A 14,662-nucleotide genomic window follows, 5' to 3' on the forward strand; every position below is an offset into this window, starting at 1 on the left:
TGTTTTCGCTTTTCTTTCGGCGCCTGCTTCGCTAGGAAGCTGGCTCATCAGTTCGGCGTGTTCCGCCGTGCTGGTAGGGGCGCATTATAGGGAGCCACGCTGGGATGACAAGAGGAAAACTGCAAAAAATGGCACTTTTTACAGTTTTCCGGTTCAACCGTTGTTTTATTAAACAAAAGCCCCGCATCGGCGGGGCTGTTTCGGGCAAGAAACCCTGAATACACATCACACAGCTACCTTTTCGACCAGAATTCGCGGGCAAAGCTGCGCACCTTTTCCCAATCGGTAAACTCAATGTCCTTACTGGTGTCAGTACTGCCACCGGTAATCTTCATGATCAGCTGGATGATGCGCGTCTGCCACCAGTTATAGCGGGAGTACTGCAGCGCGCCAGCAAACACGCCCAGGGTTTTCGGCTTCCAGGGAGAGAGGCGCAGGAACTTCTTCATATAAGCATTGGTTTGCGGCGTCTGCTTCTCTGGCTTGCGGGCCGTCAGGTTGACACAGAAGAAGGCCGCATTGGCCACCTCCAACTGCTCCTGATGAGCGTGAATAAAGCTGAACAGGCTGGGGTGGAAGTTGCCATAACGGATAGAGGCGCCGATCAAGACCTTGGCATACTTGCTGAGGTTGCACATCGGCAAGGTGTGCAGGTCGTGCATCACCACTTCGCATCCCGGCATCTGCTCCAGCATGACATCGACTATTTTGCGGGTTTGGCCATCCCGAGAGGAATAAAGCACCAGAATCTTGTCCATAACAACCTCAACTACGCCAGAATGCAGGAGTAAACAGTACCAGAAGCGTGAAAATTTCCAATCGGCCAAACAACATAGCCAACACCAGTACCCACTGGGCCGCCGGCGAGATATTGCCGAAGTTGGCTGATACCTCTCCCAAACCCGGGCCTACGTTGGTGAAAGCCGCAGCCACAGCGGTGAATGCGGTCACTTCGTTCAGCCCCGTCATCAGCAACAGCAGCATGAACATAAAGAAGAGAATAATATAGGTGGCGAAGTAGCCCCACACCGCCTCGACGATACGCTCGGGCACAGCCCGATTCCCCAGCTTCAAGGTATAGATGGCTCTGGGGTGAACCAACCGCTTCAACTCGCGCATCCCCTGCATGAACAGGATCATGAAACGCATCACCTTGATACCGCCGCCGGTACTGCCCGCGCAACAACCGATAAAGGCGGAGAACATCAGCAGCATGGGCAGGAACGAGGGCCAGTCGGCATAGGTCGTGGTGCTGTAGCCGGTGGTGGTACCCAGAGAGACCGCCTGGAAAAGGCCGTGGTTGAGCGCCTCTTGCCAGGTGGCGTAGTGTCCGTGGGTCAGCAAGGCGACAAAGCAGATCATCACCAGGGTCGCCTGGATGGCCAGAAACACCTTGAGTTCAGAATCGTAAAGGTAGCGCCCGAGCCGCACCGGGCGGTGGGAGAAGACGGTAAAGTGGAGCGCAAAGTTCACGCTGGCCAGCAGCAGGAACACCACGGTAATCAGGTTGATGACCGGACTGTTGAAGAAACCGATGCTGGCATCGTGAGTGGAGAAGCCACCGACCGACAGCGTCGAGAACGAATGGCAGACCGCATCGAACAGCGTCATTCCGGCGAGCCAGTAGGCCAGCGCACAGAGTGCGGTCAGCAGCAGATAGATGAACCAGAGCGCCTTGGCCGTTTCGGCGATACGCGGCGTCACCTTGGTATCCTTCACCGGCCCCGGGATCTCGGCGCGATAGAGCTGCATGCCCCCGATACCCAGCAGTGGCAGAATGGCCACCGCCAGTACGATGATCCCCATCCCCCCCAGCCACTGCAGCAGCTGGCGATAGAACAGAAACGCCTTGGGCAGATTATCGAGCCCGGTCAGTACCGTTGCTCCTGTGGTGGTCAAACCGGAAAAAGATTCGAAGAAGGCCTCCGAGACCGACATATCCGGCACATCGCTCATGATGAAGGGCACCGCCCCCACACTCCCCAGCACAGTCCAGAACAGCACCACAATCAGAAAGCCCTCTTTCGAGCGCATCTCCTTCTTGTGATAGCGATTGGGAAACCAGAGCACCACACCGAGCAGCAGGGCGATCAGAAAAGAGCTGACGAACTCGGCACCACCACCATCCCGATAGCCAAAAGCTACCAGTGCCGGCAACAGCATGGTCGAGCTGAACAGCGCAACCAGCAGGCCAACAATGCGAATAATGCTCAGAATGTGCATTACAGCTCCCTTTCCCCAATTAAAGAGCGATGGATTCTAGCCATCTAAGGGGCTGAGGGATACCCGCCCATGAGTCCGGTCGGTCAATTCACGGTCCACCTGAGCCCAAACTGAGGACTCCCACGCCACCTGCAAGGTGACCTGCTGACCGTAATCCGCCGCTAGCAATTCGCCATTATGGCTGCTGATCAGCGACTCGACCGTCCCCATGTCACCGTAATCGCAGTGAATGAGAGAGGGTGTGCGCGGCATCTTGAGCAGGGTGGGCAACTGCTTGAGGGCGGCACCGACACCGCCCCCATAGGCTTTGACCAGTCCACCGGTGCCAAGCTGGATGCCGCCGTAGTAACGCACTACCACGGCGCAGATTTCACCGAGCCCCGAGCCCATCAACTGTGCCAGGATCGGCTTGCCCGCCGTACCGGACGGTTCGCCATCATCGCTAAAGCCATAAACCTGACTATCTTGCGGCGCACCAGCCACAAACGCCCAGCAGTGATGGCGCGCGGCCGGATGTTGGCGTTTGATCGCGTTGACCCACCCCTTGGCCGCCTCGACGGTCGGGGTGTGGGCGATCAGGGTAATGAAGCGACTCTTCTTTATCTCTTCGGTCAACTCCAGCGGGGCAGCCGGAATGGAGTACGCTGCCGCCATCAGAGTCCTGCTTGTCTGGTCATGTTCTCCACCCCGTTGGCGTGCAGCACCACGTTGTCTTCGATACGGATGCCGCCGAACGGCCGCAGCGCCTCCACCTTGTTCCAGTTGACCCGTTTGCCCTGTTCGCCCTGACGCAGCGGCTCCAGCAAACTGTCGATGAAGTAGAGACCCGGCTCGATGGTGAACACCTGACCCACCTCCATCACCCGGGTGCAGCGCAGATAGGGGAACAGCTCGGGCGCCGCCAGGTGGGTGCCGCGCTCATCCTGCATGAAACCACCCGCATCGTGTACCTGCAAACCGAGGAAGTGGCCGAGGCCGTGGGGGAAGAAGACGTTGGTCACCCCGGTGTTGATCATCTCGTCCACCGACATATCCACCAACTCAGTCGCTTGCAGCAGGCGCGCCAGCTTGTGGTGCATCTGCAGGTGCAGCTCGCTGTAACGGCGACCCGGTTTGATCTCCTTGATGATTTCCTGCTGCTGCTCGTCGAGGGCTGCAATCAGATCGGCAAACTCGCCTCGCCGCCACGCCCAGGTACGGGTGATGTCGGAGGCATAACCGTGGAAATCGACACCGGCATCGATCAGGAAGGAGTGGCGCTCCGCATCGGGCACCCGCACGGCGGACAAATGGGTGTAGTGAAGGATGGCTGCATTGCGGTTGATGGCGACGATATTGCCGTAGGGCGCCTCATTGGCCCCCTGCCCGACCGCCTTCATGTAGGCCAGATTGATCTCGAACTCGCTCGCCCCCGCCATAAAGGAGTCCTTGGCGGCGATATGGCCGCGCCCCCCAATCCGGTTCGCCTCGCGCAGACACTCCAGCTCGTAGGGGGTTTTGTAGGCGCGGTGATAGTGCAGGTAGTTGAGTACCGCCTCCGGATTGGGCTGGGTCAGCCCCAGCAGCTCGGCCACTTCCAGATGACCCCCCAGATAGGCCCACTCCTGCTTGTTGGCTGGTAGATGGTCGGCCACCTGTTCCGGCCGGGTCAGGAAACGGATATCGAAGAACTCGACCCAGAAGGCATTGGGCAGATCCGCTACTTTGTGCCAGAAATCCACCGGGCGGTAGAACAGCAGGATTGGTTTGTTCACCCCGTCCACCAGCAGCCAGCAGTGGGGATTGTCCAGCACCGGCAACCAGGCCTTGAAGTGCGGGTTTACCTTGAACGGGTAATCCTGATCATCGAGAAAGATGCGGTGGGTCTGGCCGGAGTGGATGGCAAGTCCGCTGAGCCCCTGTTGTTGCAGAATGTCGCGGGTGCGCTGCTGCAAGGTATCGAGGTGCTGGGCAAAAAGTTGGCTGTAGCTGCTCATGGCGTCCTGCTCCGAGGTGAATGTGATTGCAGCATAACATCAAGCGCTTGGCGGCTCGACCCGTCAAGCTGCCGCTTCGTGAGGTAACGCATACGTTACAAACGTGTTTGTTATCAACACAAAACCAATTATTAACAAATCAAAAACAATTCAATACACTGCCGGTAGATACATGAAGTCAGGGATTACTCATGGACAACCTCTGCCTGTGGCAACCGGATCCGCTCGGGATGCAGCAATCCAACCTCTACCGTTTTATGGCGGAGGTGAACCGTTTCCACGGCTTGCAGTTGCAGAACTACCCGCAGCTTTATCAATGGTCGGTGGAGAAGACCACCCGTTTCTGGCCGCTGGTATGGCAGCACTGCGGCGTCAAAGGCGAGCTCGGCAACATAGTGGCGGAGAACCGTCAGGATATGCAGCGCACCCGCTGGTTCCCCGATAGCCGCCTCAACTTCGCCGAAAACCTGCTGCGCCGTCAGGACGAGAGCCCGGCCATCATCTCCCGTATCGAAGGGGGTCCAAGTCGCACTCTGAGCTGGGGTGAACTGGGGGAACAGGTTGCCCGGCTGGCTCAGTGGCTGCGTCATCAGGGGATTGGTCGTGGCGATGTGGTCGCCGCCTATCTGCCCAATATTCCGGAAACCGTGGTTGCCATGCTGGCAACCACCAGCCTCGGGGCGATCTGGACCTCCACCAGCCCCGACTTCGGTGAAGCCAGCGTGGTGGAGCGCTTCGGCCAGACCCAACCACGGGTGCTGTTTGCGGTGGATGGCTATCGCTACAACGGCAAAGCTATCGACATTCAACAGAAGGTCGCCAGCGTGGTGAGCCAGATCGGCAGCATAGAGCAAACGGTGATGATCCCCCTGCTCGGCAACCCGCTGCAGCTTGGCCAAAACTGGCAGCAACTGCTGGCGAGCCAGCACGATGCCCAGCTCACCTTCGAGCCGATGGCTTTCAACGACCCGCTCTATATCCTCTACTCCTCCGGCACCACCGGCAAACCCAAGTGCATCGTGCACGGCATTGGCGGCACCCTGCTGCAACATTTGAAAGAGCACCAGCTGCACTGCGACATCAAGCCGAGGGAGCGGATCTTCTACTTCACCACCTGCGGCTGGATGATGTGGAACTGGTTGGTGAGCGCCCTCGCCTCCGGCGCCACCCTGGTGCTCTATGACGGCTCGCCGTTTTACCCGGATGGCAACGTGCTGTGGGATCTCGCCCGTGACGAGCAGGTCAGCTTGTTCGGTACCTCGGCCAAGTATCTCGACGCACTGCACAAGCAGGGTTACGCCCCCATCAAGAGCCACGACTTGCCGCACTTGCGGCTGATCTGCAGCACCGGCTCTGTGCTGTCGCCGGAGGGGTTCGACTACGTCTATCAGCAGATAAAGCAGGATGTGCAGCTCAGCTCCATCTCAGGTGGCACCGATATCTGCTCCTGCTTTGTCATCGGCAACCCGCTCAGCCCTGTCTATCGCGGCGAGAGTCAGGGGCGCGGCCTCGGTCTTGCGGTGCAGGTATTCAACGAGGCGGGCCAGCCAGTGCAGGGGGAGAAGGGCGAGCTGGTCTGCACCAAGCCGTTCCCGGCCCAGCCCATCTACTTCTGGGGCGACGAGAATGGCGACAAGTACCACGCCGCCTACTTCGAACGGTTCGACAACATCTGGTGCCACGGCGACTGGATCGAGCTGACCCCGACCGGTGGCATTCTGTTCTACGGCCGCTCCGACGCCACCCTCAATCCGGGCGGCGTGCGGATCGGCACCAGCGAAATTTACCGCTATGTCGAGCAGCTCGACGAGGTGGAGGAGAGCATCGTCATCGGCCAGCAGTGGCAGCAGGACGAGCGGGTGGTGCTGTTCGTCAAGCTCAAGGCGGGTTGCAAGCTTGATGAGCCGCTGCGCGAGCGGATCCGCCAGCAAATAAAGCAACATTGCACCGCCCGCCACGTGCCCGCCCGCATCCTGCAGGTGGATGCCATCCCCCGCACCAAGTCCGGCAAGATCGTCGAACTGGCGGTGCGCGAAGTGGTACACAACCGGCCGGTCAACAATACCCATGCCCTCGCCGATCCCGAGGTGCTGAACCAGTATCGCAACCGGCCGGAACTGGCCAGTTGATAACAAACTCACATCTATCCGGGGCGCCGCAAGGCGCCTCTCTTGTACCTGTTCTGTGATGAAGAGCTTTTACTCGAGATCTGTTAAACAAATGTTTTAAATAGGTGTTGAAAATGTCTCCTTTTGGATCAATAGTGAGCCTCGCCCCCTGCTGGGGATTAAGGAGCACCACTCCCCACTGAGTGGGAACAAGGAGACACTCTCATGATCTACCAAGGCGAAACCCTGTCGGTCAGCTACCTCGAAAACGGCATCGCCGAGCTGAGGTTTGATGCCCCGGGTTCAGTCAACAAGCTGGATCGCGCTACCCTGCTCTCCCTGAGCGAAGCGATCGCCGCATTACAACAAGAACGTGAACTAAAAGGTCTGATCCTCACCTCTGGCAAAGACGCCTTTATCGTCGGTGCCGACATTACCGAATTCCTGGAACTGTTCGATCTGCCGCAAGAAGATCTGCTCGGCTGGCTGAAAAAGGCCAACGACATCTTCAATGCCATCGAAGATCTGCCGGTTCCAACCCTCTCCGCCATCAAGGGACACGCTCTGGGCGGCGGCTGCGAGACCATTCTCTCCACCGACTTCCGTCTGGCTGACACCAGCGCCAAGATTGGCTTGCCCGAGACCAAACTCGGCATCATGCCGGGCTTTGGCGGCACCGTCCGTCTGCCGCGGGTGATCGGCGCTGACAACGCGCTCGAGTGGATCACCACCGGCAAGGATTACCGTGCCGATGACGCCCTCAAGGTGGGCGCCATAGATGCCATGGTCGCACCCGACGCGCTGCAGAGCGCTGCGCTGCAGATGATTAAGGACGCCATCGCGGGCAAGCTGGACTGGCAGAGCCGCCGCGCCGCCAAGAAAGCCCCGCTGCGCCTCTCCAAACTGGAAGCCATGATGAGCTTCACCACCGCCGCCGGCATGGTTGCCGCCGTGGCGGGCAAACACTATCCGGCGCCGATGACTGCGGTGAAAACTGTCGAGGCCGCCGCAGGTATGGGCCGTGACGAGGCACTGGTCGTCGAGGCACAGGGCTTTATCAAGCTGGCCAAAACCGACGTGGCCAAGGCACTGGTCGGGATCTTCCTCAACGATCAGCACATCAAGGCACTGGCCAAGAAGGCTGCCAAGCAGGCGAGCAAGGCCACTGGCCACGCCGCCGTACTGGGTGCCGGCATCATGGGCGGCGGCATCGCCTACCAGTCTGCCAGCAAGGGCATTCCGGCGGTGATGAAAGACATCAACGAGAAGGCGCTGGCACTTGGCATGGGCGAAGCCACCAAGCTGCTCAACGGCCAGCTCGAAAAGGGCCGCATCGACGGCATCAAGATGGGCCAGGTACTCTCCGCCATTACCCCGACCCTCAGCTATGACAACGTCAAAAGCGTGGACGTAGTGGTCGAAGCCGTGGTCGAGAATCCCAAGGTGAAAGCCGCCGTACTGGGCGAAGTAGAAGGGATCATTGGTGAAGACGCCGTGCTCGCCAGCAACACCTCCACCATTCCCATCTCCCTGCTGGCCAAGGGGCTGAAGCGCCCGCAGAACTTCTGCGGCATGCACTTCTTCAACCCGGTGCACCGCATGCCACTGGTGGAGATCATCCGCGGCGAGCAGACCTCCGATGAAACCATCAACCGCGTGGTGGCCTACGCCGCCGCCATGGGCAAGTCCCCGGTAGTGGTCAACGACTGCCCGGGCTTCTTCGTCAACCGGGTGCTGTTCCCCTACTTCTTCGGCTTCAACAAGCTGGTCGCCGATGGCGCCGACTTCGCCGCCGTCGACAAGGTAATGGAGAAAGAGTTTGGCTGGCCGATGGGCCCCGCCTACCTGCTGGATGTGGTCGGCATCGACACCGGTCACCATGCCGGTGACGTGATGGCGCAGGGCTTCCCGGCGCGCATGAGCAAGGAAGGTCGCACCGCCATCGACGTGATGTACGAAGTGAACCGCTTCGGTCAGAAGAACGGCAAAGGCTTCTACGCCTACGAGCAGGACAAGAAGGGCAAGCCGAAGAAGGTGGCTGACGCAGCTAGCTACGAGCTGCTGGCCCCCATCGCCAAGCCGAAACAGGATTTCGACAAGGACGCCATCATCGCTCGCATGATGATCCCGATGATCAACGAGGTGGTGCTCTGTCTGGAAGAGGGCATAGTCGCCACGCCAGCCGAAGCCGACATCGCACTGGTCTACGGTCTGGGCTTCCCTCCCTTCCGCGGCGGCGTGTTCCGCTATCTGGACACCATTGGTCTGGATCGCTACGTGGCCATGGCCGACCAGTATGCCGACTTGGGCCCGCTCTACCGCGTCAGCGACCGCTTACGCGAGATGGCAGCCCAGGGCAAAACCTTCTACTGATTGCGGAAAGGAGATACATTCATGAAAGACATAGTCATTGTCGACTGTATCCGGACCCCGATGGGCCGGTCCAAGGGCGGCGCCTTCCGCAACGTGCGTGCAGAAGATCTGTCCGCGCACCTGATGAAATCCATCCTGCTGCGCAACCCCAACCTCGACCCGAACGAGATCGAGGATATCTACTGGGGCTGCGTGCAGCAGACCCTGGAGCAGGGCTTCAACATCGCCCGCAACGCCGCGCTGCTGGCCGGCATTCCGAAGCAGGTAGGGGCGGTCACCGTCAACCGTCTGTGCGGCTCCAGTATGCAGGCGCTGCATGACGCCTCCCGCGCCATTCAGGTGGGTGATGGGGATATCTTCATCATCGGCGGCGTCGAGCACATGGGCCACGTGCCGATGAGCCACGGCGTCGACTTCCACCCCGGCATGGCCAAGTCGGTGGCGAAAGCCTCCGGCATGATGGGACTGACCGCCGAGATGCTCGGCAAGCTGCACGGCATCAGCCGCCAGCAGCAGGACGAGTTTGCCGCCCGCTCCCACCGTCGCGCCCACGCGGCCACAGTGGAAGGGCGTTTTGCCAAGGAGATCGTCGGGCTGGAAGGCCATGACGCCAGCGGCGCGCGCTTCTTCTACGACTACGACGAGGTGATCCGCCCGGAGACCACGGTTGAAACCCTGAGCCAGCTGCGCCCGGTGTTCGACCCGGTCAACGGTACCGTCACCGCCGGCAGCTCCTCGGCCCTGTCCGATGGCGCCGCCGCCATGCTGGTGATGAGCGCGGATCGCGCCAAGGCCCTCGGCCTCACGCCGCGCGCCAAGGTACGTGCCATGGCCATCGCCGGCTGTGACGCCGCCATCATGGGTTACGGCCCGGTGCCGGCCACCCAGAAGGCGCTCAAGCGGGCCGGTCTGACTGTCGGTGATATCGACCTGTTCGAGCTGAACGAGGCGTTTGCCGCCCAGTCCCTGCCCTGCGTGAAAGATTTGGGTCTGCAGGATCAGGTGGACGAGAAGGTGAACCTCAACGGCGGCGCCATTGCGTTGGGTCACCCGCTCGGCTGCTCCGGCGCCCGCATCTCCACCACCCTCATCAATCTGATGGAGGAGAAGGATGCCACCCTGGGGGTTGCCACCATGTGTATCGGTCTGGGTCAGGGCATCGCCACCGTATTCGAACGGGTGTGATAACCAGCCGGATCGACGGGATGCACTACTGAGAGTTGTCCCTTTTCGGGGCCAGTCTGACTGGCCCCTTTTCAAGTCTGTGACGATCGCCACACGGGGTGCTCGTCAGTGGTCAGAAGCTGTCTGTTGGCCGTCCCGTTTGGGTCGGCCTTTTTTCGTTTTAATCTTATCAATAGGCTGTTATTGCCTTAAACCTCACATTAGATAGGGGGCTTGCTTGCTTTTTACTCCCCCGACAGGTTCAATCTGCACAAAAAAATGGGTGGATGCACATACATATGTCAATGAGCAAACAACTGCTGATCGTCGATGACGACCAAGAGATCCGCGAGCTGCTCAATGAGTACCTGACCCGGGCGGGCTTTCAGGTATTGACGGCGGCGGAGGGCAACGAGATGCGCCAGCAACTCGCCCAGCACAGCCCGGACCTGATTATTCTGGACATCATGATGCCCGGCGAGGACGGTTTTACCCTCTGCCAGCAGATCCGTCGTGACTCCCAGGTGCCCATCATCATGCTGACCGCCGCCTCCGACGAAGCGGATCGGGTAATCGGTCTGGAACTCGGTGCCGACGACTATATCGCCAAGCCATTCAGCCCCCGCGAACTGCAGGCACGCATCAAGGCGCTGCTGCGCCGCGCCGAATTCCGCCAGCCGGAAAAAGAGAAAGAGCCGAGCCGCCGCCTGCGTTTTGCCGAATGGACCCTCGACACCCTGAGCCACCAGCTGACCCATGACGATGGCAGCCTGCTGGACCTCTCCGGCAGCGACGCCATGCTGCTCGGCATGTTCCTGCAACAGCCCGGCGTGGTGCTGGATCGGGACACCATCTCGGATGCCACCCGCGGCCGCGAAAGCCTGCCGATGGAGCGCGGCATCGACGTACAGATCAGCCGTCTGCGCCAGAAGCTGGGCGACAACGGCAAGAGCCCGCGCATCATCAAGACCATTCGCGGCAGTGGCTACATGCTGATTGCCGAGGTGCACGAGCTGCCATGAGCAACAAGTGGTCCTGGGGGGCGCTGGTGCCCCGCTCCCTGTTGTCACGGATGATCCTGCTGTTGTTGCTGGCCATCCTGCTCTCCCAGACCATTCTGACCGGCATCTGGATGCAGCAGATCCAGAAGCGGGAGCTGGAGGGGATGCTCAGCACCACCCGCAACCTCGCCATGTCTGCCGCTTCCACCGTCAACTTCTTCAAATCCCTGCCGCTGCAGTATCGCCATATCGCGCTGGACCAGCTGCGCAACATGGGGGGCAGCCGCTTCTTCGTCTCGCTCAACGAGGAAGAGATACACATCAACGCCATCCCCGACAGCGAACGCAAGACGCAGGTGCTGGAGGAGGTTCAGGGAGTGCTGACTCGCAAGCTCTCCGACGCCATGGCGATCAAGGTGGACTTCTCCCGACCCGATGACCTCCACGTCTTCAACAACGACACCCTGCTGGCGGATCTCCCCTCCTCCTGGGCCCGCTACACCCTGTCGCTGGAGCCGCTCAATCCGCCGGTACTGGTGACCCAGATCGAGATTGAAAAGGGGGAGTGGCTCTATCTGGCGGCCCTGCTGCCCGCCCCCTACATGACCCTCGACGATACCGTGATGCCGAGCAATCAGGTGCGTTTCATCGCCCTGATGACGGTGTTCCTCTGCTTCTTCACCTTTATGCTGGTGCGCTGGCAGACTCGCCCGCTACGCCGTCTCGCCAAGGCGGCGGTGAATCTGGGCAAGGATATCGACCAGCCTTCACTCAAGGAGGAAGGAGCATCGGAAATCGTGGCGGCGACCCGCGCCTTCAACATCATGCAGCACCGCATTCGTCGCTATATCGATGATAGAGAGCGGCTGTTCAGCTCGATTTCCCACGACCTCAAGACCCCCATCACCCGACTGCGACTTCGGGTCGAACTACTCGACGACGAAGTGCAAATCGCCAAGTTCAACAAGGATCTCGACGAACTGGAGCTGATGGTGAAAGGGGCGCTGCAGACGGTCAAAGAGACCGACATTCACGAGAATATCGAGGAGATCGACATCAACGCCCTGCTGGAGCAGATGGCGGAGTCGATGAACCTGCACGACGAGCGGCTGACCATCGAAGGCCACTGCAAGTGGCCCTATCGCGGCAAGCTACTGGCGCTCAAGCGCTGCATCGGCAATCTGGTAGACAACGGCATCAAGTACGGTCAGAAGGTGCGCATCATCATCATGGATGACGAGGAGATGCTGATCCTCTTCATCATGGATGAGGGCCCCGGTCTGCCGGACGATCAGTTCGAGCGCATCTTCGAACCCTATTACCGGCTCAGCACCGATCAGGCCGGCACCGGCCTCGGCCTTGGCATCGCCCGCAACATAGCCCACGCCCACGGCGGCGATCTGGTGCTGGAAAACCGTCCGCAAGGTGGCCTGCAGGCCACGCTCTCCCTACCAAGGCAGTAACCTTATGAAGTGGTTGTCTTTTTCTGTCATCGCCCTGCTCTCTGCTCCCGTTGCAGCCTCCCAGGTGGAAGTGCTGCACTGGTGGACCTCTGGCGGCGAAGCGAAAGCGGTCGAAGTGCTCAAATCCGAGTGGACCAAACAGGGCAACCAGTGGAACGACTTTGCAGTGCAGGGCGGCGGCGGCAAGAGCGCCATGACGGTATTGAAGAGCCGGGCACTGGCGGCCAACCCGCCAGAAGCGGCCCACCTCAAGGGCTATGAGCTCAAGGAGTGGGCCGGGCTGGGCTTTTTGCGCGATCTCACCCCCATGGCCGAACACCTCGGCTGGTACAGTCAGATGCCGCCCATGGTGCGCGCCACCCTCAGCCAGAATGGCGCCCTGATGGCGGTGCCCACCGGCATCCATCGGGTCAACTGGCTGTGGCTCAACCGTAAGATCTTCGAGCGCAACAAGCTGACTCCGCCCACCGACTGGGCCCAGTTTGTCACCGTCGCCGACCAGCTTAAAAAACGGGGCATCACCCCGCTCGCCATAGGCAACGAGCCCTGGCAACTGGCGGTACTGTTTGAAACGGTGGCACTCGGTGAGGGCGGAAAAGAATTCTATCGCAAGGCGTTCCTCGAGCAGGACAGCGCCACCCTGACCGGCCCCGACATGGTGCGGGTGCTGACCCGCTTCCAGCAGCTGCGCGCCTACGTGCCGCAAAAATACGCCGGTCTGAAGTGGCATCAGGCCACCAATCTGCTGGAGAGCGGTGGCGCCGCCATGCAGCTGATGGGGGACTGGGTGAAGGGTGAACTGAGTGCCGGCAACTACCGGCCGGGTGAGGATATCGCCTGTCTGCCAAGCCCGGGCAGCGCCGGACTGTTCAGCTACAACCTCGACTCTATCGCCATGTTCAAACAGCGGGATCCGGCCCAGCTGCAGGCGCAGGGGGATCTGGCCCAGCTACTGATGACGCCGAAATTCCAGGAAGAGTTCAATCGGGTGAAGGGGTCTATTCCGGCGCTGACCAACCCCGACATGAGCAAGTTCGACCGCTGCGCCGTCCGCTCCTATCAGGATTTCCTGCTGGCGGAAAAGCAGGACAACCTGCTGCCCAGCATGGCGGAAGGGATGGCGACGCCGACCAATATGCGGCAGGCGATCCTCGATGTGCTGAGCAACTTCTTCAACGACCCCAAGGCCAACCCGGAGCAGACGGCGCTGCATCTGGAGCGGGCGATGCGCTCGACCCGCTGATCCGGGCACATTGCCAAACGGCAGAAATGACAAAGGCGGAATTGCTCCGCCTTTGTTGTTGAATCGTCATCCGATTCAGGATTGATCGTTCTCGTCCTCATCCTCGTCATAGTAATCGCTGAGCTCGATCCAGAGCCCCAACCCGACCATCACCATGGAGCCGAACCAGGTACCGGTATTCCCGATCGGGCTGCCCATCACTATCATGGCGAAGGACAAGAACCCCATGCCTGCATAGGCTTGTAATCTGCCGTAGGAGACCTGCATATTCACCTCCTTGTTGAATATGGTTCAATTTTTATATTACTCGTCCGGCGCAAGCTGGATAGGGTTGAATAACATTTCGGTTACATATGCTGGTGAATGGGTCGTTTGTTTGATTATTTTTTAGCCCTGAGTATCATTGGCAGCCGAATAGGTTGAAGGTTGATAATAGATGAGTGATTTATTCTGCGGCGCAACTCACGAGTTGGACGCAATCGGGCTTCGTTGCCCGGAACCCGTTATGATGGTTCGCAAGAAAGTGCGGCTGATGGCGGATGGCGAGACCCTGCTGGTCAGTGCCGACGATCCTTCAACCACCCGCGACATCCCCAGTTTCTGCCGCTTTATGGATCACACCCTGGTCGCCAGCGAGACAGAGCAGGCCCCCTACCGCTATCTGATCCGCAAGGGTCAATAAGCCCCCGTACCGGAGCACTCCATGACAACCATTACCCGAATCGGCACCACCCAGCGTTGGTCTGACGTCGTCATCCACAATGGCACCCTCTACGTGGTGGAAGTGCCCGTCAGCGAAGAGGCCGACATCCACCAGCAGACCCGCGAAGTGCTTGAGAGCCTGCAACGCCTGCTGGAAGCCAACGGCTCCGGCGTCGACAAGATCCTGATGGCCAATATCTATCTGAAAGACATTCAGGACATCGCTGCCTTCAACGAGCAGTGGGATGCCTGGATCCCGGCTGGCACCGCGCCGGTTCGCGCCTGCGTACAAGCCCGCTTAGCCCATGAAGGCTACAAGGTGGAAGTGCAGCTGACTGCCGCTGTCTAAGAGGCGCTTATCCCCCTCATCCCCGCCCCTTCTCCCACGAGGGGAGAAGGGAGCAAGGCG

Annotated in this window: 13 protein-coding genes; 8 read left to right on the plus strand and 5 right to left on the minus strand. The window is 59.9% G+C overall.

Features of this window, described 5'->3' with window-relative positions:
- Nucleotides 1-233: 233 nt before the first annotated feature.
- Genes hemG through pepQ form a run of 4 tightly spaced genes read right to left on the minus strand, consistent with a single transcriptional unit; the run spans nt 234 to nt 4,199 of the window.
- Entirely contained in the window at nt 234-758 is a 525-nt protein-coding gene (gene hemG, locus AB5Y71_RS02430; protein WP_005339483.1) for a menaquinone-dependent protoporphyrinogen IX dehydrogenase, read from the minus strand.
- A gap of 7 nt (nt 759-765) precedes the next feature.
- Nucleotides 766-2,223 carry a TrkH family potassium uptake protein gene (locus AB5Y71_RS02435; RefSeq protein WP_005339482.1) on the minus strand — a complete coding sequence of 486 codons (1,458 nt, stop codon included), beginning with the start codon at nt 2,221-2,223 and terminating at the stop codon, nt 766-768.
- Between the two features lie 36 nt (nt 2,224-2,259).
- On the minus strand, nt 2,260-2,877 hold the full coding sequence (locus AB5Y71_RS02440) for a YigZ family protein (RefSeq protein ID WP_368170908.1): 618 nt from the start codon (nt 2,875-2,877) through the stop codon (nt 2,260-2,262).
- Nucleotides 2,877-4,199, minus strand: a complete 1,323-nt coding sequence (gene pepQ / locus AB5Y71_RS02445) for a Xaa-Pro dipeptidase (protein ID WP_368170909.1) — start codon at nt 4,197-4,199, stop codon at nt 2,877-2,879. The genes AB5Y71_RS02440 and pepQ overlap by 1 nt, the downstream gene beginning before the upstream one ends.
- Nucleotides 4,200-4,390: 191 nt before the next feature.
- Between pepQ and AB5Y71_RS02450 the strand changes: the two genes are divergently transcribed.
- The 6 genes from AB5Y71_RS02450 (at nt 4,391) to AB5Y71_RS02475 (ending at nt 13,551) form a co-directional block, all read left to right on the plus strand.
- Entirely contained in the window at nt 4,391-6,328 is a 1,938-nt protein-coding gene (locus AB5Y71_RS02450; RefSeq protein ID WP_368170910.1) for an acetoacetate--CoA ligase, read from the plus strand.
- 204 nt (nt 6,329-6,532) lie between these two features.
- Nucleotides 6,533-8,680, plus strand: a complete 2,148-nt coding sequence (gene fadB, locus AB5Y71_RS02455) for a fatty acid oxidation complex subunit alpha FadB (protein WP_368170911.1) — start codon at nt 6,533-6,535, stop codon at nt 8,678-8,680.
- 21 nt (nt 8,681-8,701) lie between these two features.
- The gene (gene fadA / locus AB5Y71_RS02460) at nt 8,702-9,865 is read left to right on the plus strand and encodes an acetyl-CoA C-acyltransferase FadA (protein ID WP_368170912.1); all 1,164 of its coding nucleotides are present in this window, start codon (nt 8,702-8,704) and stop codon (nt 9,863-9,865) included.
- Nucleotides 9,866-10,143: 278 nt separating this feature from the next.
- Nucleotides 10,144-10,866, plus strand: a complete 723-nt coding sequence (locus AB5Y71_RS02465) for a response regulator (protein ID WP_005339475.1) — start codon at nt 10,144-10,146, stop codon at nt 10,864-10,866.
- The gene (locus AB5Y71_RS02470; RefSeq protein WP_005357365.1) at nt 10,863-12,308 is read left to right on the plus strand and encodes an ATP-binding protein; all 1,446 of its coding nucleotides are present in this window, start codon (nt 10,863-10,865) and stop codon (nt 12,306-12,308) included. Before AB5Y71_RS02465 ends, AB5Y71_RS02470 begins: the two co-directional genes overlap by 4 nt.
- Before the next feature lie 4 nt (nt 12,309-12,312).
- Entirely contained in the window at nt 12,313-13,551 is a 1,239-nt protein-coding gene (locus tag AB5Y71_RS02475; protein ID WP_368170913.1) for an ABC transporter substrate-binding protein, read from the plus strand.
- Nucleotides 13,552-13,626: 75 nt separating this feature from the next.
- On the opposite strand, the gene AB5Y71_RS02480 is transcribed toward AB5Y71_RS02475, so the two are convergent.
- Nucleotides 13,627-13,818, minus strand: coding sequence for a hypothetical protein (locus AB5Y71_RS02480; RefSeq protein WP_005339471.1), 192 nt, complete (start codon nt 13,816-13,818; stop codon nt 13,627-13,629).
- Between the two features lie 169 nt (nt 13,819-13,987).
- Between AB5Y71_RS02480 and tusA the strand changes: the two genes are divergently transcribed.
- Both tusA and AB5Y71_RS02490 read left to right on the plus strand, forming a co-directional pair.
- Nucleotides 13,988-14,233, plus strand: coding sequence for a sulfurtransferase TusA (tusA, locus tag AB5Y71_RS02485; RefSeq protein ID WP_005339470.1), 246 nt, complete (start codon nt 13,988-13,990; stop codon nt 14,231-14,233).
- Nucleotides 14,234-14,254: 21 nt separating this feature from the next.
- Nucleotides 14,255-14,602 carry a RidA family protein gene (locus AB5Y71_RS02490; RefSeq protein ID WP_019446300.1) on the plus strand — a complete coding sequence of 116 codons (348 nt, stop codon included), beginning with the start codon at nt 14,255-14,257 and terminating at the stop codon, nt 14,600-14,602.
- Nucleotides 14,603-14,662 lie beyond the last annotated feature (60 nt).

Origin of the sequence: Aeromonas sp. R9-2, from assembly GCF_040908025.1 — a bacterium.
GTDB classification, from domain to species: domain Bacteria; phylum Pseudomonadota; class Gammaproteobacteria; order Enterobacterales; family Aeromonadaceae; genus Aeromonas; species Aeromonas veronii.